The 18,395-nt window shown below is 64.8% G+C and carries 18 protein-coding genes, 1 tRNA gene and 1 pseudogene; 2 read left to right on the top strand and 18 right to left on the bottom strand.

Translation table 11 applies throughout. The annotated features are described in order from the left end of the window. Positions 1–73: 73 nt before the first annotated feature. The 9 genes from frlC to B5D38_RS05875 form a co-directional block, all read right to left on the bottom strand. Positions 74–895, bottom strand: coding sequence for a fructoselysine 3-epimerase (gene frlC / locus B5D38_RS05915; RefSeq protein WP_078707445.1), 822 nt, complete (start codon positions 893–895; stop codon positions 74–76). 25 nt (positions 896–920) lie between these two features. After that, complete coding sequence (locus tag B5D38_RS05910; protein WP_078707443.1) at positions 921–1,949, bottom strand: SIS domain-containing protein; 1,029 nt, start codon at positions 1,947–1,949, stop codon at positions 921–923. A 1,074-nt stretch (positions 1,950–3,023) separates the two neighbouring features. Then, positions 3,024–3,100: transfer RNA gene (locus B5D38_RS05905), tRNA-Pro, on the bottom strand. Between the two features lie 188 nt (positions 3,101–3,288). Continuing rightward, on the bottom strand, positions 3,289–3,825 hold the full coding sequence (locus B5D38_RS05900; protein ID WP_078707440.1) for a MerR family transcriptional regulator: 537 nt from the start codon (positions 3,823–3,825) through the stop codon (positions 3,289–3,291). Positions 3,826–3,844: 19 nt separating this feature from the next. Next, a complete protein-coding gene (locus B5D38_RS05895) occupies positions 3,845–4,198 on the bottom strand; it encodes an integration host factor subunit alpha (protein WP_078707439.1) in 354 nt (117 codons plus the stop codon). A 106-nt stretch (positions 4,199–4,304) separates the two neighbouring features. After that, positions 4,305–5,282, bottom strand: a complete 978-nt coding sequence (locus tag B5D38_RS05890) for a beta-ketoacyl-ACP synthase III (RefSeq protein WP_078707436.1) — start codon at positions 5,280–5,282, stop codon at positions 4,305–4,307. After that, positions 5,279–6,352: a phosphate acyltransferase PlsX gene (gene plsX, locus B5D38_RS05885; RefSeq protein WP_078707435.1), complete on the bottom strand. Its 1,074-nt coding sequence runs from the start codon at positions 6,350–6,352 to the stop codon at positions 5,279–5,281. Before plsX ends, B5D38_RS05890 begins: the two co-directional genes overlap by 4 nt. Before the next feature lie 93 nt (positions 6,353–6,445). Continuing rightward, entirely contained in the window at positions 6,446–7,018 is a 573-nt protein-coding gene (locus B5D38_RS05880; RefSeq protein ID WP_078707434.1) for a YceD family protein, read from the bottom strand. Positions 7,019–7,027: 9 nt separating this feature from the next. Further along, the gene (locus B5D38_RS05875) at positions 7,028–7,543 is read right to left on the bottom strand and encodes a ubiquinol-cytochrome C chaperone family protein (RefSeq protein ID WP_078707433.1); all 516 of its coding nucleotides are present in this window, start codon (positions 7,541–7,543) and stop codon (positions 7,028–7,030) included. A gap of 221 nt (positions 7,544–7,764) precedes the next feature. Between B5D38_RS05875 and B5D38_RS05870 the strand changes: the two genes are divergently transcribed. Next, a complete protein-coding gene (locus B5D38_RS05870) occupies positions 7,765–8,205 on the top strand; it encodes an outer membrane protein assembly factor BamE (protein WP_078707552.1) in 441 nt (146 codons plus the stop codon). A 223-nt stretch (positions 8,206–8,428) separates the two neighbouring features. Here B5D38_RS05870 and B5D38_RS05865 read toward each other — a convergent pair whose 3' ends face one another. From B5D38_RS05865 to B5D38_RS05825, 9 genes and pseudogenes are all read right to left on the bottom strand, one after another. Further along, on the bottom strand, positions 8,429–10,588 hold the full coding sequence (locus B5D38_RS05865) for a sodium-translocating pyrophosphatase (protein WP_078707432.1): 2,160 nt from the start codon (positions 10,586–10,588) through the stop codon (positions 8,429–8,431). A 147-nt stretch (positions 10,589–10,735) separates the two neighbouring features. Continuing rightward, positions 10,736–11,962 (bottom strand): MFS transporter, encoded by a 1,227-nt coding sequence (locus B5D38_RS05860; RefSeq protein ID WP_342587347.1) that lies wholly within the window; start codon positions 11,960–11,962, stop codon positions 10,736–10,738. Beyond that, complete coding sequence (nusB, locus tag B5D38_RS05855; RefSeq protein WP_078707431.1) at positions 11,959–12,462, bottom strand: transcription antitermination factor NusB; 504 nt, start codon at positions 12,460–12,462, stop codon at positions 11,959–11,961. The genes B5D38_RS05860 and nusB overlap by 4 nt, the downstream gene beginning before the upstream one ends. A 3-nt stretch (positions 12,463–12,465) precedes the next feature. Beyond that, a pseudogene (locus B5D38_RS05850) lies at positions 12,466–12,918 on the bottom strand (6,7-dimethyl-8-ribityllumazine synthase); the annotation flags it as partial. A gap of 121 nt (positions 12,919–13,039) precedes the next feature. Continuing rightward, positions 13,040–13,657, bottom strand: coding sequence for a riboflavin synthase (locus tag B5D38_RS05845; RefSeq protein ID WP_078707429.1), 618 nt, complete (start codon positions 13,655–13,657; stop codon positions 13,040–13,042). Further along, positions 13,639–14,781: a bifunctional diaminohydroxyphosphoribosylaminopyrimidine deaminase/5-amino-6-(5-phosphoribosylamino)uracil reductase RibD gene (ribD, locus tag B5D38_RS05840; protein WP_078707428.1), complete on the bottom strand. Its 1,143-nt coding sequence runs from the start codon at positions 14,779–14,781 to the stop codon at positions 13,639–13,641. Before ribD ends, B5D38_RS05845 begins: the two co-directional genes overlap by 19 nt. Then, positions 14,778–15,308 (bottom strand): transcriptional regulator NrdR, encoded by a 531-nt coding sequence (gene nrdR / locus B5D38_RS05835; protein ID WP_078707427.1) that lies wholly within the window; start codon positions 15,306–15,308, stop codon positions 14,778–14,780. The genes ribD and nrdR overlap by 4 nt, the downstream gene beginning before the upstream one ends. 9 nt (positions 15,309–15,317) lie before the next feature. Next, positions 15,318–16,634, bottom strand: a complete 1,317-nt coding sequence (gene glyA, locus B5D38_RS05830; RefSeq protein WP_078707426.1) for a serine hydroxymethyltransferase — start codon at positions 16,632–16,634, stop codon at positions 15,318–15,320. A 154-nt stretch (positions 16,635–16,788) separates the two neighbouring features. Beyond that, on the bottom strand, positions 16,789–18,117 hold the full coding sequence (locus B5D38_RS05825) for a L,D-transpeptidase family protein (protein WP_078707550.1): 1,329 nt from the start codon (positions 18,115–18,117) through the stop codon (positions 16,789–16,791). A gap of 14 nt (positions 18,118–18,131) precedes the next feature. Here B5D38_RS05825 and B5D38_RS21990 point away from each other — a divergent pair, with 14 nt between their 5' ends. Next, complete coding sequence (locus B5D38_RS21990; protein ID WP_131829870.1) at positions 18,132–18,362, top strand: hypothetical protein; 231 nt, start codon at positions 18,132–18,134, stop codon at positions 18,360–18,362. The last annotated feature ends 33 nt before the right edge of the window (positions 18,363–18,395 follow it).

The raw sequence follows: 18,395 nt of genomic DNA, 5'->3' as shown, positions 1-18,395 counted from the left end.
CATTGCGATGTGGGCCAAGAGGTGCCGCGTGCCGTCCCCCCAAAAAGCGGACGCAGGACGGCGCAAGGCTCGTTCAGTCGCGCATCAGTGCGCGCAGGTTGGCCAACGCACGGCGAGCGTAGAGCCGGGGCTCGTGGAGGTAGTTCGTGACGAGCTCAATGGTGGCGGTGCCGGCGTATCCGGCCTCCGCCAGCTCTGCCATCAGCTCTCGCAGCGGCAGGGCGCCTTCACCGGGAACAAGGTGAGTGTCGGTGACGCCGTCGGAATCAACGATGTGGAGATGCGCCAATCGGTCGCCGAGCCGATCGAGCGTGCCGGTAATCGGCTCGTGCCGGAGGAACGGCGGGACGATGTCGCACATCGCTGCCAGCCGGGGTGAGCCCACGGCGTCCAACACTTCGACCAGGTCATCCGCCGATGTGCACGAGTTCGACTCGGCGGGTGTCAGTGCTTCGAGCACCAGCAAGTGATCCAGCCGTTCGGCATGATCGGCGAGCTCGCGGAGGGAGCGAACCAACCGCTTGCGTACTTCGACACGCGGAGTGGCGTACCCCGCGTGACCGGCCGAGATCGTCGTGCAGCGAGCACCGAGCGCGTGACCGGCCTCGAGGCAGGACCGCAAGTAGGTGAGCGCGTCCAGCCGCTGGCTCTCCGAGCCGATCATGTAGTTGTAGGGATATGCATTGTGCTCGGGCGTATAGACCTCGACGGGGACCTGGTAGCGTTGAATCAGGTCCAGAATCCCCGCCAGATCGCCGGCGAGCAGGTCAGGCGCGAAAGCGTGAGGCCGCCCTCCCCACAGCTCGACATAGTCGTAGCCGAACCGCGCCGCGTCGATGAATACGTGGTCCAGCGGGTTCCGCTGGTACCCCGATGTGAACATTCCGATGCGCATTACCGCCTCCCACGGTCGCAGCCCGTCAGTACGCGACGAGCCCGCCGTAGTACCGGCGATCGTCCGGGTTGTGATTTTTGCCGAGAGACATGTGCAGGTAGAAATATTCCAGCGGGACGAACAGCGCGATCGGGTCCAGCGCCTGGTGGAGGCCGGTCTTCAGTTCGGCCGCGTCAAACACCAGCACGTCGTCGGTCAACTTGGTGACGAAGTCGATGCAGCGTTGGGTGGTGTGCCGTGAGCCGTCGGTGCCGAGCAGGAAGATGTAAGGAACACCCTGTTCGACGACTTCCAGAGGGCCATGCCGGAACTCGGAGGCATTCAACGCCGCGCCGTGCGTCCAGGTGAACTCGAGCATCGTGATGACGCCCTCTTTATAGCCCAGTGGCACCAGGTTGCCGCCAGCGACGGTATAGATGAACGACCAGGGCACAGCGCGGGTCGCGAGTTCCTTGGCGGGGGCCTCCTGCTCAGCTACAAGGCGGCGCAGAAGCTCGGGAAGCTTGGGCAGGTCCGCCCGCAGGGCGTCGATCTCCGGATGCCCGCCGTGAGAGTCGATGACGGCCATCACGATCGCGTAGCAGACGAGGCAGTGCAGAACCCAGATTGCGGCGCCACCATACGCGACGACGTGCTCGGCGGCTTCCGCGACCCGGTTGCCCGTCGCGTCCTTGGTGACAGCGACAGTGACAGCGCCGGCTGCGCGTGCTGCGGCAAGGCTTTTGGCGACCTCTTCGGTGTTACCGGAGTCGCTGACCCCGACCACAAGGGTCGTCGCGTTGATGCCGGCCGGAGTGCGGTCAAGGAAGTCCCAACCGGAATACGCGGCGCACGGCACCGTCGAGTATTGGGCCAGCAACATCGCGGCGGTCTGGCAGGCGCACAGCGGCGAGCCGCAGGCCACGAACACCACCCGTTCGATCCGCCGGTCCCCGCCTAGCGATGCGAATATGGCGTTCACCTGAGAAAGGCCGCTCGAGAGCAGATGCTCCGCCTCGTCAGCCATGGTCTCGGTGACGAGGAAATCGATTTTGGTGGTGTCAATGTCAAGCAACGTATCGGTCCTTGGAACGGGCGGATGACGCGTTGCCATCCGACAGGTGCGGGCACCGACGACCGCGGCCGAGGAGTAGAACACCAAGGCGCTTTATCGGGCCAATCGATAGCGCGACCATAGAGAGGTTCTTTTTTTCGGTCAACCGGTCTCTATGTTTTGTGTACCTTTTCCGCTTGCCGATGCTCATGCTCAAAGCCAGCAGGGATGGACCCCGCGCCGGGAATACGGGCGTTTGGCCGGTCGCTCCGCGCGACGGCAAAGGCATTGAGCGACAATCTGCCCCACCGGCTTTGCATCGCCCGGCCTCCTCGAGGAGGATCATCGCCTCGTCCCACTTGGTTCGATCGCGTTCAGCGGGTGTCGCAAAGAGCGGACCCTGCGCCTCTGTCGAACGCTGAACTTGATCAACGCTATCTACATCCCCGACCGAGCTATTCATGCGATGCGCAGTTCCCGCCCACGTGCGGCCGACAGGGTCTCGGAGCGCATCGCGAATGCGGCGAGGGATAAAGGCGTCGATGGGGCGCGAGAATCGAGCCCATCGAGCCCAACAGCCATGGCAGAACGGCTGTTGCGAGAGCTTCGGGATGAGACTTCGCGACGAACGTCTGAACAGCGAGGCGTTACACGCTCTCGCCGGCACCTGGGCGCAATTTAAGAAAGGCCGCCCTTGCACGAAGATTTGCCCGACTCGATCGTAGAGGCGGCCCACAAGCATGCCCGCGCGGCGCTTACGAAGGGACCGTCACTGAACGTGTGGTCGATGAAGATCGGCGCGGATCGAAGGCGTGGACCGGATTTGCCGGAGGCGGATTGATCCCGGCAAGGCGACCCAGTCGGTTTGATCGAGGAAACGCTGGAAGCGCAAGCGCTCTGTCCGACGCCTCGGGCTCCTGCCGCGTCAGGGCACCACATTGTCACCGCACGGCGGATTCTCGCTCACGCGGTTTGGCGGAAACACACCGAGAAGTTTCCGCCCGAGCCACAACTGCGGCGTCAGGATCGACAGATACGAGGGGAATGTCGTGAAGGATCACTCAAGCCATCATTGATTCTGTCAGTGGCTTGAAATGGTCGGAGCGAGAGGATTCGAACCTCCGACCCCCTGAACCCCATTCAGGTGCGCTACCAGGCTGCGCTACGCTCCGATTTCGCGCAGACTTATAGAGAGCCCGACGCGGGAGTTCAACATGGTTCGCGCAGCTAAAGGAGAAAATCCACATCCGCGGAACCGGGGCCGTCATCGAAGCCGAAAAAGGTCGTCAGGAGCACGCAACAAGAAATGTCTTGCGAGGCTCCGGCAGCGAACGTCGACATCGGCCGGCTAAGGGCCTGATCACCGCACCTGGTCGAGCAGGCGCTTGCACTCCAGAAGCTCCAGGATGGCCTCGTTGAGCTTCTTCTCGTCGGGCTTGTTGAGCCCCGCGATCTTATCGTTCGTCTCGTGATGGCGGCGAAGCGAGGGCAGAAGACCGGCGATAGGACGCGGCGAAACGCTCTCGCCAACGATCACGTCATCCTCATCCTCGGTCTGCGCGTCTTCCGGGGTAGCCGAACTCTGCGCGCGGCCCGCCGCCAGACTATCAAGGCCACTGAGATCACCCGAACCGATGGCGATCACGAACCGATTTCCATTTTCCTTGAGGATGCGCTGGACGCCACGAATCGTGAAGCCCTTCTCATAGAGGAGGAACTGGATACCCTTGAGGAGTTCGATATCGTCGGGGCGGTAGTAGCGCCGGCCGCCGCCGCGCTTCAGCGGCTTGATCTGCGAAAAGCGGGTTTCCCAGAAGCGCAGCACATGCTGCGGCAATCCGAGATCGTCGGCCACCTCGCTGATGGTACGGAAGGCATCGGCGCTCTTGTCGGTCATCGAAAGATCGCGACGCGGCCTACTCGGCCGCGGCCTTCATCGGTTCGCGAACGACAGCCCCGGTGCGCTGGCGCTTGCAGTGGGCGGACAAGATACGGTCCTTCATCACATTGGACGGCTTGAAAACCGCCACCCGGCGCGGCGAAATCGGCACTTCCTCGCCGGTCTTCGGGTTCCGGCCGATCCGCTCGTTCTTGCTGCGAACGACGAAGGAACCGAAGGACGAAATCTTGACGGATTCACCTCGAGCGATGGTCGAGCAGATCTCTTCGAGAACCGTCTCGACAAGGTGGGCAGACTCGGTCCTGGACAACCCGATCTTGCGAAAGACGGCTTCCGCCAAATCGGCTCGAGTGAGCGTTTTGTCTCCCATCCGCGTCCCCTAATTTCCTTTAGACCTCAAGAGGAGCCCCTCAACCGCCTCCGGTCACAGAGGGCCTTACAATACCGAAAGACCGTGATGAATCAAGCGATAACGCTCACCAGCGGATGACGACGGAGCCCCAGGTGAAGCCGCCGCCCATCGCCTCGAGAAGCACGAGATCGCCCTTCTTGACGCGACCGTCGCGCACCGCCGTATCGAGCGCCAGGGGGATGGACGCCGCCGACGTGTTGCCGTGGACGTCGACCGTCACGACCACCTTTTCCGGGGCGATTCCGAGTTTCTTGGCTGAAGCATCGATGATGCGACGATTTGCCTGATGCGGTACGAACCAGGAGATGTCGGACGGGCCGATACCCAGCGCCGAGAACGAATCCTCGATGACATCGGTGATCATCGCGACCGCGTGTTTGAAGACCTCGCGCCCCTCCATGCGGAGCTTTCCGACCGTGCCGGTGGAGGAAGGTCCGCCATCGACGAAGAGTTTCTTTTCGTGCGAGCCGTCGGAGCGGAGCCGCGAGACGAGAATGCCGCGATCGGAAGAGGTGCCCTCGCCCTCACCGGCCTCGAGGACGACCGCCCCCGCGCCGTCGCCGAAGAGCACGCAGGTCGTGCGGTCCTCCCAGTCGAGAATGCGCGAGAAGGTTTCAGCCCCGATCACCAGCGCCCGGCGCGCCATCCCGCCCCGGAGGTAGAGGTCCGCGGTGGTGAGCGCGTAGACGAAGCCGCTGCACACGGCCTGCATGTCGAAGGCGAAGCCGTGGCGGATGCCGAGCCTCTCCTGGACCTGTACGGCGGACGCCGGAAAGGTGTTGTTCGGCGTCGCCGTCGCCAGGACGATGAGGTCGATCTCCTCGGCGGAAACGCCGGCGGCGGCAAGCGCCTTCTCGGCGGCTTCCACGGCGAGCGAAACCGTGGTCTCGCCCTTACCCGCGATCCGACGACTGACGATGCCGGTGCGCTGGCGAATCCATTCGTCCGACGTTTCGACAATTCCGGCGAAGTCATCGTTGGTGAAGACGCGCGCAGGCAGAGCCGAACCCGTTCCTCTGATCAGCGACCTTGCGACGCTCATGCGCTCTTCTCCGACTCGTCGGCCGCGACATCATCGGAGATGCGCAAATGGAAGCCGTTCAAGTCCCTTTCGATCTTGTCTCTCAAACCGTTTTTCGCCATGGCGTAGGCGAGGTCGATCGCCGCTGCGATACCCTCGGCGTCCGTTCCGCCATGGCTCTTGATGACGATGCCGTTCAGCCCGAGGAAGACCCCGCCATTGACCTTGCTCGGGTCCATCTTGTCCCGCAAGCGCTGGAACGCGCTCTTGGCCAAGAGATAGCCGAGCTTGGCGAGCAACGTGCGCTCCATCGCAGCCCTGAGATAGCTGGCGATCTGCCTGGCCGTGCCCTCCGCCGTCTTCAGCGCAACATTGCCAGTGAAGCCCTCGGTCACGACAACGTCAACCGTCCCCTTGCCGAGATCGTCCCCCTCGACGAAGCCGTGATAGTCCAGCCCCTGAGTCTCGGCGACGCGAAGAAGGCGCCCGGCCTCACGAATCTCGTCCTGACCCTTCACTTCCTCGACGCCGATGTTCAGGAGGCCAACGGTCGGGCGCTCGATATGAAAGAGCGCGCGGGCCATGGCCGCACCCATCACGGAAAAGTCGATCAGCTGCTGAGCATCCGCGCCGATCGTGGCGCCAACGTCGAGCACGATGCTTTCGCCGCGAAGCGTCGGCCAGATCGCCGCGATGGCAGGCCGCTCGATATTGGCCATGGTACGAAGGCAGAACTTGGCCATCGCCATCAGGGCGCCGGTGTTGCCGGCCGATACGGCCACGTCGGCCTCGCCGGACTTCACCGCCTCCAGCGTTCGCCACATGGACGAGCGATAGCGCCCTTGGCGCAGCGCCTGCGAGGGCTTGTCGTCCATCCGAACGGACAATTCGCAATGGTGGAAGACCGACTGCTGCTTCAGGCGCGGCGCCTGATCCAGCAACGACCGCGCCACGGCCTCATCGCCGAAGAGCACGAAGCGAAGGTCGGGATGACGCCGCAAGGCGAGCTCGGCCCCAGGAATGACCGTGGAGGGTCCGTGATCGCCCCCCATGAGGTCGAGAGAAACCGTGATAGCGGAGGAAGAACTCAATATTCGCTCGCTTTCGTCCCATGACGGGCGCTCGCCGCGTCTGCGGCGCGCAAGATAGTCATTCTGGCGCCTGTGACAACTGCAGCCACGCGCTCATTCCGACTTGCCGCCGGTGCCGGAGCCCAGCCCCTTGAGGACCGCGAAAGGCGAAACCGTATCGTCCTCGCCGTCCTCCTCCACCTCGAAGGCGGCACCGGGCGCACGGGGATAGGGATCGAGCGCCACGGCAAGAATCTCCGTGGCGAGGCCGCCGACGTCGATCGTATCGCCCGAGAAGATTTCCGGTGTCTCGTCGCCCTCGGGGTCCACTTCCACCTCGGTCTCGGCCTGCGAGCGCTCGAGCCGCTGGGCGAGTTTCGACCCGACCGGCACATAGAAGGCATCGACCGGCTCGTCGATGATCTGTGGAACGGGTTCGAGGGTGACGACACAGGCTTGCTGGACAGACGCCGTGAGTCGCCCCTCGATCCGCACCCCCTCGCCTCGCCACGACGAGGCGGCGAGATCGAGCGCGAAGCTCTCCACCTTCAAGATGTCGAGATAGGTTGCCAGCGCCTCCAGGGCCTTCTGGTCCGCCTCCCAGGCAATCGACAGCTTATCGCGATGGGGCCGCCCCGGCACGGGAACATGGATCGGCGCGGCCGCGCTGTTGTTCGACAATGACATGGTGAGGACCTAAGGTGACAGCTCGCCACGGAGAAAATTCTCCGCAGCCAAAGCTTCATAGCTCGACTTCCTGGTCAGCATGTAGTCGGCCAGGCGGTCAGCGGCATCCGCACAAGTTGCCTCGGGCAGCGCATGAGCGGCCAGGGCCTGCCCCAGCGCTTCACGGTCGCCCGCGACGATCGCCGCGTCATAGGCGGCGACGCGCTTGTAGAACATGCCGGCAAAGTGGCGCATCTTCTTCGGTACAGAAAGATCGCCAACCCCTAACTCACGCATCGATCGATCGAGATCGGCGATAAAGCGGTCGACCAGGTCTTGCGCCAATGCCTGCAGAGATGGTTCGCCCCGGCAACGGGCGAGAATCAGGTAGACATGGATCGTGAGCGCCTCGAATCGACCCATGACCGTATCGGCCAAGCCCATTTCGATATAGAGAGCCGGTTCTCGCGCTGCTTCGACAATCTCGGCGTACAGCCGATCGACGATCTTGCGATTTTGTTTTCTTGCCTCGAAGAGCCTGAACATCGCCCTGGACGTTTTGCTTTCCCAAGCCTGCCCCTGACACAGCATCGACGCGATTGCAACGTTTGGCGAGGTGCTTTATCGAGGGCACGCCGAAAACTGCGGTTGAGACGCTAAACCGCCGCATTTTGCGGCGCAGCCTCGAATCTTCTGCATGTCCGCAGAGAAGGAGTTGTCGCGTGATCCGTTCAGCCCGTTTCCTCCGCCCCGTCGCGGTCTGTGCCATGATCGGCACGAGCGCGATCGTCAGCGGCTGTCAGACCGGCGAAGTCTTGAACCAGGGCTATATCATCGACGAGAAGACGCTGGAGATGGTGCCGGTGGGTTCCAGCCGCGAGCAGGTCCTTCTCGCGCTCGGTTCTCCCTCCACCACGGCGACGTTCGATAACGAGGTCTTCTACTATTTCTCGCAGAAGCGGGTGCGCCCCCTCGCCTTCATGCGCCCGAAGGTGGTCGATCAGCACATCCTCGCCATCTACTTCAACAAGGACAATCAGGTCGGGCGGATCGCCAATTACGGCCTGAAGGACGGCAAGGTCTTCGATTTCGTCTCGCGCACCACGCCCACGGGCGGCGCCGATTCGAGCTTCCTGATGCAGATCCTGTCCGACACCGGCAGCGCAGGTGGCGCGGGCAACGCGGCCAAGGGCATCTTCGGCGGCTGACGCCAGCTCACAATCAAGACCCATACCGAAGCCGCCGCGCCCATCGCGGCGGCTTCGTCGTATCTGGACTTCCGTTTCGCACTCTCGTTCAGCGAAGCGGCCGTCGGCCCTCGCTGCAGGCAGTCGCCCGAAGCCCCATGCGGAAAAGAAAGACCCGGCGCCACGATTGTGACGCCGGGTCCAAAGGTCGATTGTCGCCGGTCCAGTCTGGACCGAAGGCCGCTTAGAGGTGCGCGAGAACCGCGAGGAGCAGCAGGGCGACGATGTTGGTGATCTTGATCGCCGGGTTCACCGCCGGACCAGCCGTATCCTTATAGGGATCGCCCACCGTGTCGCCCGTCACCGAAGCCTTGTGGGCGTCGGAGCCCTTGAAGTGCTTGACGCCGGCCGAATCCACGAAGCCGTCCTCGAACGACTTCTTGGCGTTGTCCCAGGCGCCGCCGCCCGACGTCATGGAAATGGCGACGAAGATGCCGGTGACGATGACGCCGAGGAGCATCGCGCCGACCGCCGAGAACGCCTGGCTCTTGTCGGAAATGGCATAGACCAGGAAGTAGACCACGATCGGAGCCAGGACCGGCAGAAGCGAGGGAATCACCATCTCGCGGATGGCGGCGCGGGTCAGCATGTCGACGGCGCGGGCGTAGTCAGGACGCTCGGTGCCGGCCATGATGCCCGGCTTTTCCTTGAACTGACGGCGCACCTCGATGACGACGGCGCTCGCCGCGCGCCCCACGGCGGTCATCGCGATGCCGCCGAAGAGGAACGGGATGAGACCGCCGAGGAAGAGGCCGATCACGACGTAGGGGTTGGTCAGCGAGAAGTCCGGCGCAACGCCCTGGAAGTAGCTGAACTCGCCGCTGCCGTTGCCCGCCGAGGCCTGCTCGACGAAATAGGCAAGGTCGGAGTTGTACGCGGCGAAGAGCACCAGGGCGCCGAGGCCGGCCGATCCGATGGCGTAGCCCTTGGTCACGGCCTTGGTGGTGTTGCCGACGGCGTCGAGCGCGTCGGTGGACTTACGAACGTCCGACGGCAGGCCCGACATCTCGGCGATGCCGCCCGCATTGTCGGTCACGGGGCCGAAGGCGTCGAGCGCCACGATCATGCCGGCAAGGCCGAGCATGGTGGTCACGGCGATGGCGATGCCGTAGAGGCCGGCGAGCTGATACGTCGAGATGATGCCGGCGACGATGACGATCGTCGGCAGCGCGGTCGACTCGAGCGAGACGGCCAGGCCTTGGATCACGTTCGTGCCATGGCCGGAGACGGACGCCTGGCTGATCGAGCGCACCGGGCGATAGTTGATGCCGGTGTAGTACTCGGTGATCCAGACGATGAGACCGGTGACGGCAAGGCCGATGATGCCGCAGAAGAAGAGGCTGAGGCCGCTGATCTCGAGGCCCTTGGCGGTCTGGCCAATGTCGCCGAAGCCGACCGTGCCCCAGGTGGCGATGGCAAGGCCGACGATCGACAGGAGCGTCGAGGCCCAGAGGCCCTTGTAGAGAGCGCCCATGATCGTGCCGTTCGGCGACAGCTTGACGAAGAAGGTGCCAGCGATCGAGGTGATGATGCAGGCGCCGCAGATGGCGAGCGGCAGCAGCATCACGCTGTCGACGACAGCAGTGCCGGCAAAGGTGATGGCACCGAGGATCATCGTCGCGACGACGGTCACGGCGTAGGTTTCGAAAAGGTCGGCCGCCATGCCGGCGCAGTCGCCGACATTGTCGCCCACGTTGTCGGCGATGGTCGCCGGGTTGCGCGGATCATCCTCGGGAATGCCGGCCTCGACCTTGCCGACGAGATCGCCGCCGACATCCGCACCCTTTGTGAAGATGCCGCCGCCGAGACGGGCGAAGATGGAGATCAGCGACGCGCCGAAGCCGAGCGCGACCAGCGCGTCAACGACGGTGCGGTCGGAAACCGCGAGGCCGAGAGGCCCGGTGAGGACATAGAAGTAGACCGAGACGCCGAGAAGGGCGAGGCCGGCGACCAGAAGGCCGGTGATCGCGCCCGACTTGAAGGCGACGGAGAGGCCGGCGGCAAGCGAGCGCGAGGCCGCCTGCGCCGTGCGGACATTGGCGCGCACCGACACGTTCATGCCGATGAAGCCGGCGGCCCCCGAGAGCACCGCGCCGATGGCAAAGCCGATGGCGGCATAGATCGAAAGGAGCCACCAGCTGACCAGGAAGACGATGACGCCGACGATGGCGATGGTCATGTATTGGCGGGCAAGATAGGCCTGCGCGCCCTCGCGGATCGCGCTTGCGATCTCCTGCATGCGCGCCGTGCCCTGGTCCGATGCCAGCACGGAGCGGGTAGCCCAGATCGCATAGGCGATCGAAAGCACGCCGCATAAAATCACCAAAAGCAGAACTGTCGTCATGCCGTGTCCCCAACCTGCCGGCCATGGCGCCGGTCTCTTCTAACAGCGCACGAAGCCCGCTCCTTGCGGAGCAGGCGCGCGTGGCTTCCGGTGACGCTCTTTATATCAGGTCGCCCATCCGTCAAGCGCCGGGGATGCCCGCGAAGCCTAATCCTCCGCTAAACCGCGACGATTCGTCCATGCAAAAATAGAAAGAGCGATCAGGCACAACGCGACCACCGGGAAGACGATGATGTTCATCGTCTGCCAGCCCGAACTCGCCAGCACCTGTCCCGAGAAGAAGGAGGCGAGTGCCACCGCGCCGAACAAAATGAAGTCGTGGAAGCCCTGCGCCCGCGCCTTCTCGGCGATGCCATAGCAGTCCGTCACCATCGCGGTGGAGCCGATGAACGCGAAGTTCCACCCGGTTCCGAGAAGCACAAGGCCGAGCCAGAAATTCCAGATTTCCGTCCCCTGCAGCGCAACGCCCGCGCTCGCCGCCACCATGACAAGGCCAAGGGCAATCATCGGCACCTTGCCGAACCGCGCGATCAGCGCGCCGGTGAAGAAGCTCGGCGCATACATGGACATGACGTGCCACTGGATGCCGAGGGTGCTGATGTCCTCGGAGTAGCCGCAGTCGATGATGGCGAGCGGCGCGCCGGTCATGACGAAGTTCATCATGGAGTAGCTGCCGACGCCGCAGATCAGCGCCACGAGGAAGCGCGGCTGGCTGACGATCCGAAAAAGGGAACGCGGCGGTGCCGTATCATGGGAAACCGGCGCGGCGGGAGCCTCGGCGATGTGGAGGGTGGAGAGGATGGCGGCGCCGATCAGCCCCAGAACGGCGATGCCGAGATAGGCGCCGGCAAACTGGATCGGCAGAAACGCGTTCTGCGTCAACCGGACGATCTGCGGCCCGATGACGGACGCGAAGACGCCGCCGGCGAGCACCCAGGAGATGGCCTGCGGGCGAAACGCGGCGGGCGCGCCGTCGATGGCGGCGAAGCGGTATTGCTGAACGAAGGAGCCGCCGGCACCAACCACCGCCATCGCCAGGACGAGCAGCCAGAACTGCTGCTGAAACAGCGCCATGGCGCCGAGAAGGCCCCCGGCCGCCGTCACGAGCGCCCCGCCCATGAACCCGTTCTTGCGGCCGATGGCGCGCATCAAGGCCGCGGCCGGCAGTGCCATCACCGCGACGCCGACATTGAAGCCGGTCACGGGGAGCGTCGCCAGGGTCTTGTCGTCGGCCAGAAGCCAGGAACCGGCGAGCGAGGCCACGGCGAAGGCCGCCGGAGTGCCGCCACCGACAATCGCCTGGGCCGTCGCCAGCACCAGGGCGTTGCGGCGCGTCTGCCGCATGGCTGTGGAGCGGACCGCCGCGACGCTCAAGAAGCGCTGTCCTCCGAGCCCTTCCTCTCGCCCCTGCCCTCGCCGCGTACGTCGCGCGAGATGCGGTCGAGCACGGCGTTGACGAGGCGCGGCTCCTCTTCTTCATAGAAGGCGCGGGCGATATCTATGTACTCGGTGACCACCACCGCGACCGGAACGTCCCGCCGGTTGAGGATCTCGTAGACGCCGGCCCGCAGAATCGCGCGCAGCGTCGCGTCGAGGCGCGAAAGCGGCCAGTCCGGCGTCAACGCCCCATGGATCAGCGGATCGATGTTCTTCTGCGCGCGCACGACGCCTGAAACGACGTCGCGGAACCAGGCGGCATCTGCGTCCCGGTACGTGTCGCCGTCCAGCTCCTGGCCAAGACGAAATTCCTCGTACTCGGCCACGGTTTCCAGCAGCGCCGTGCCGCCGACGTCCATCTGATAGAGCGCCTGCACGGCGGCGAGGCGCGCGGCACCACGCTTGTTGGCTGTTCGCGGCTGTCGTGCGTCGCTCATGCGTCAGGCTCCCAGTTCGTCCTTGAGGGCGATCATGGTCAGCGCCGCCTCGGCGGCGGCGGCGCCCTTGTTCTTGCGGTCGGGCCGGGCCCGCTCCAGCGCCTGCTCCTCGTTTTCGACGGTCAGGATGCCGTTGCCGATGGCGACGCCGCTTCCGACGGAAAGGTCCATCAGCGCCCGCGCCGACTCGCCCGCGACGATTTCGAAATGATAGGTCTCGCCGCGAATCACGCATCCAAGGGCGATATAGCCGTCATATTCGACGCCGTCGCCATCGGCCGCATTCATGGCGAAGCTGATCGCGGGCGGAATTTCCAGCGCGCCCGGAACAGTCACGACGTCGTAGGTGACGCCCGCCTCCTCCAGCCGCGCCTTGGCGCCTTCCAGAAGGAAATCGGCGATATGATCGTAGAACCGGGCTTCGACGATCAGAAGATTCAACGAGGACGACATGGGGACGACCTTGAGGTGACGAAAATGAACGGGCGGAGCTTACTGTCCTTCGGCGCGAAGCCCGTTCCTGGAAACGACCGAAGCGGGGCCGGACTGTAGAGGCGTTCGGACCGCCGAGCCAGCCTCAGGATTGCCGGACGGCGGTGCCGAACAAGCGCTCCGCATACCGCGCAATCTGATCCACCTCAAGATTGAGCTCGTCGCCGACCTCACGTTCGCCCCAAGTGGTGACGGCGAGAGTGTGCCGAATGATGAGAACATCGAAGGTATCGTCATCAACGCCGTTGACGGTCAGCGAGGTGCCATCGAGCGCGACGGAGCCCTTTCGGGCGACGTAGTGCTTCAGATCGTCCGGCACCTTGATGGTGAAACGAACCGCCTCGCCCTCCTCGGCGCGCCCGACGATCTCGGCCTTGCCGTCGATGTGGCCCGAAACCAAATGGCCGCCGATCTCGTCGCCCATCTTCAGCGATCGTTCGAGATTGACACGCCCGCCCGTCGCCAGCTGGCCGAGCGTCGTCAGCCGAAGAGCCTCCTCCCAAGCCTCGACCTCGTACCAGTGCTGGTTCGAGCCCGGCTCGCACAGGGCGGTAACAGTGAGGCAGACACCGGCATGGGCGATGGACGCCCCGATCTCGATGGTCGCCGGATCATAGTTTGTCATGACGCGAAAGCGGCGCCCCTCCGCCAGGGGCGTCACCTGCTCGACGGTTCCGATATCGGTTACGATTCCACTGAACATTCCGGCCCCCGCCGTTCGAACTCGATCATCTCGTCGCTTCCATAGCGCGCCCGCCGCACGAGACGATAGCGGCGAGCCGCCGCATCCGGCATGATCGGCGCGGGAACGCCCTCGGCGAGCGCCACTTGACCGAGATGGAGGACCAGGCGATCGACGAGATCCTGGTTGAGAAAGGATTTGGCGGTCATCGCCCCACCCTCGACGAGGACGGTGGAGAGTCCACGCGCCGCCAGATCCTCCAGAAGCTCCGGCAGCGCAATGCGGCCGCTTTCGGGATCGGCCTCGCAGGCGAGGATCGTACAGCCGGCGCGGCGCAGCGCCTCATGGCGAGACGGATCGATCTCGCCGAGAACGGCAAGCATGGTCGGCACCGCCGCCGCCGTGCGCACGACGGCCGCCGTCTCGGGAATCTTCAACCGGGGGTCCAGAACGATTCGGACGGGCGAGCGGTCGAACAGCCCCGGCAAGCGGCAGGTCAGCTGCGGATCGTCTTCGATCACCGTGCCGACGCCGACGAGGATCGCGTCGGCCCGCGCCCGGCGCAGATGGGTCTGCGCGTTGGCAATGGGGCCGGTGATGGGGATCTGACCCGCGCCAAGACGGCCGATGAAACCATCAGCAGACACTGCCATCTTGAGCGTCACCAGCGGCCGGCGCCGCGTCTGGCGCGAGAGATATCCCGCCATCGCCCGCTCGGCCTCGGCGGCAAGAACGCCAGCGTCGACAGCGATGCCGCCGGCCACCAGGATCGCATGGCCTCGCCCACTGACGCGGGGGTCGGGATCGGCGGCGGCCGTGACGACACGGGCGACGCCCGCCTCGACGAGCGCCTCGGCGCAAGGCGGCGTGCGGCCATGATGGGCACAGGGTTCAAGGGTCACATAGGCGGTGGCCCCACGTGCCCGCTCGCCGGCCTCAGCCAGCGCCATGGTCTCCGCATGGGGACGTCCGCCCAGTGCCGTGATGCCGCGCCCGACGATCACCGGCTCGCCATGCTCCTCCCTGACCAGGAGCGTGGCGACCGACGGATTGGTGCCGGTGCGCCCGGCGTGGCGCTGCGACAGGCGGATCGCCGCCGCCATCATGCGGCGGTCGAAGCCGGCCGTCTCGAAGGAAAAGGTCATGACGGAGCCTTGGTCGTCGCCTCGGCGGCCCCGCCTTCGCCCTCTTCCGCCAGACGCAAGGTACCTTGGGCGATGCCGGCACCGGCGAGCTCGCCCACCATGTCGGCGAAGTCCTTCGCCTCACGGAAATCGCGATAGACGGAGGCAAAGCGCACATAGGCAACGTCGTCGACGCCGCGCAGCGCCTCCATGACGAGGCGGCCGATCTGCTCCGACGTCACGTCGGCCTCACCTGACGATTCGAGTTGGCGAACGATGCCGGAGATCATGCGCTCGATGCGCTCGGCTTCCACCGGGCGCTTGCGCAGCGCCACATGGACGGAACGGGCGAGCTTGTCGCGATCGAAGGCGACCCGGCGGCCACTCTTCTTGATCACGGTCAGCTCGCGCAACTGCACCCGCTCGAAGGTGGTGAAGCGGCCGCCGCAATCCGGGCAGACGCGGCGACGACGGATCGCGCCGCCGTCTTCCGCGGGACGCGAGTCCTTGACCTGACTATCCTGCGATCCGCAGTAGGGGCAGCGCATGAGACGTGCTCAACCGAGCCCCGGATAGATCGGGAAACGGTTGGTGAGCTCGCGAACGCGGTCGCGCACGCTGGCTTCGACCGAGGCGTTGCCCTCTTCGGAATTGGCCGCCTTGAGCCCGTCCAGAACCTCCACGATCAGCCGGCCGACCTCGCGGAACTCGGCGACACCGAAGCCGCGCGTCGTCGCGGCCGGCGTACCGAGGCGCACGCCCGAGGTGATGGTCGGCTTCTGCGGATCGTTGGGCACGCCGTTCTTGTTGCAGGTGATGGCAGCGCGCCCGAGCGACTTCTCGGAAGCCTTGCCGGTCAGCATCTTCGGCCGAAGGTCCACCAGCATCAGATGGGTGTCCGTGCCACCGGACACGATCTCGAGCCCGCCCTCGCGAACGGTCTCCGCCAGCGCCTTGGCATTGTCGACGACGGCGGCGATGTAGTTCCGGTAGGACGGGCGCAGCGCCTCGCCGAAGGCCACCGCCTTGCCCGCGATGACGTGCATCAGCGGTCCGCCCTGAAGACCGGGGAAGATCGCCGAGTTTATCTTCTTGGCGATGTCCTCGTCATTGGTCAGGACAAGCCCGCCGCGAGGCCCGCGCAGGGTCTTGTGGGTGGTCGAGGTGACGACGTGGGCGTGGGGGAACGGGCTCGGGTGCTTGCCGCCCGCGACGAGGCCGGCGAAATGGGCCATGTCGACCCAGAGAATCGCCCCGACTTCGTCGGCGATCTGCCGGAAGCGAACGAAATCGATCTGCCGGGAATAGGCCGAGCCCCCCGCCACGATGATCGTCGGCTTGTGTTCCTTGGCGAGTCGTTCCACCTGGTCGTAGTCCAGGATGCCCGTCTCCAGGTCGAGACCGTACTGGACGGCATTGAACCACTTGCCGGAAAGGTTCGGCCGTGCGCCGTGGGTGAGATGGCCACCGGCGTCGAGGCTCATGCCGAGAATCGTCTCGCCGGGCTTGGACAGCGCGAAGAGGACGGACTGGTTGGCCTGGCTGCCGGAATTCGCCTGCACATTGGCGAATTCACAGCCGAAGAGCTTCTTCGCCCGCTCGATGGCCAGCGTCTCGGCGATGTCGACGAACTCGCAGCCGCCGTAATAGCGCCGCCCCGGATAGCCTTCCGCGTACTTGTTGGTGAGCACCGAGCCCTGGGCCTCGAGCACGGCCCGCGACACGATATTTTCCGAGGCGATAAGCTCGACCTCGTGCTGCTGGCGGCCAAGCTCGCCGCGCATCGCCTCGTAGAGTTCGGGGTCGCTGTCGGCGATCGTCGCGGAAAAGAAACTGTCTTCGGGGAGAACCCCGGTGCGGGCGGCATCAGACATTGGCGGGCTCCAACCTGTCGGGCGCGAAACGACGGCGGCCCGATCGAGAATTGTCAGGATCGGTCGATAGCACAGCCAAGGCGGCGGCGTCACCCGTCACAAATGCAAGCGGCGGCCGAAGCCGCCGCACGAATTCTGGAGATGGCGCTTCGCCCTAGAAGGGCATCTCCGCCGACTGCCCGCCGTTCGCCGAGGGCGGCGCCGCGTTGAGGTCGTTCATCGCCAGCTGATCCGCGCCGTCGCGATGATAGATGTCGTCGCGGAACTGGATGACGCTCGGATCCGTCGCCCAGGCGCTGATATAGGTGAAGTAGACCGGCACCGGTGTCGTCAGATCGATATCCTGGCGCTGACGCGAGGCGATGACCCGCTCGATCGACTGCCGGTCCCAGCCCGGCGTGTCGCGCGCGAGCCAGACGATGAGGTCACGCACGTTCTGGACGCGCACGCAGCCCGACGAATCGAATCGCAGGAGCTCCGAGAACAGGCTCTGCTGCGGCGTGTCGTGCATATAGACGGCATAGGGGTTGGGGAAGTTGATCTTCACCGAAGCCATGGCGTTGTTCTTGCCTGGGTTCTGCCGGAAGAGATACTTCACCGCCTCGTTGGTGTTCCAGTCGATGGATTGCGGCGGGATTTCCGTCCCGTCCGGCGCATAGATATGGATGTCGGACTTTTCGAGGTAGGTCGGATCCTTCCGCATCAGCGGAATGATGTCCTTCTCTACGATCGACGCCGGCGCGTGCCAGTACGGGTTGAGGTTGAGATTGGTGATCTTGGAGTTGAGGATCGGCGTCTGGCGGTCGATCTTGCCGACGATGGCGGTATGGCGCTGGACGACCACACCGTTCTCCACCGCCTCGATGGAGGCGGCCGGAATGTTGACCATCACGAAGCGGTCGCCGAGATAGCCCGACATCGACTGAAGACGCACGAGATTGGTCTGCAGCTGGCCCAGGCGGATGCCGGCGGGAACATTCAGCGCCTTGAAGGTATAGGTCGAGGCGACACCATCGGCCGGCAGGCCATGACGCGCCTGGAATCTCTTGACCGCCGCGTCGACGAAGGTGTCGAAGGCAGTCGAAACGCCGGCGCTCTCCGGTAGGTCGCCGGATACGATCAACCGCTGACGCAGTGTCGCCACGGACGGGTGCTGAACGCCGAGCTGAAGTTTGGCGTCCTCCGGCACCTCAGGCCAACCGCCATAGGACACGATCTGCTGGTAGCGGGCGATCGCCTCCTCGGTCGCGGCAACCGTCATCGGCGAGAAAACCGGCTGATTGGTGGCGACCGTCCGCGCGCCTGTCGAGCGCGTGTCAAACTGGTCGTCCCATTTGCCACGCGTCGGAGCAGCGAGCAGGTCGTTCAACGCGCTTTGGGCAAAGGCCGGCACCGCTGCGAACGACCCCGCAAAGGCCGCGCTCGCGAGAAAGGTGCGGCGGGACAGCGTGGCCTGCTGTTTGCTGCGACGAGCTTCGTTCATCATGATCCTCGGACGTGGCGGCCCGCTGGGTGCCTCGGGCAGCGTTCAATCAAGCGATGGCTTTCGGGCATCGCGCCGACACCTTCTCCACCGCTTCAGTCATCGTAGATACCATCCAATATGGCCAAAGCATGAAGATTGCCAACATCCAGGATCACAGCGGCGTCAACGCATTAGGCGCACGGCAAGGTTCGGGCAAGCTCTCCGGGGGGCCAAATCGAAACGGCAGCGCCCCGGAACGTTGACACGTCCGGGGCGAGGCTGGCTCTTGAAATGTC

Source organism: Consotaella salsifontis, assembly GCF_900167365.1.
GTDB classification, from domain to species: Bacteria; Pseudomonadota; Alphaproteobacteria; order Rhizobiales; family Rhizobiaceae; genus Consotaella; species Consotaella salsifontis.
Note: the sequence above shows the minus strand (reverse complement) of the source record. Positions and strands in the feature narration are given on the sequence as shown.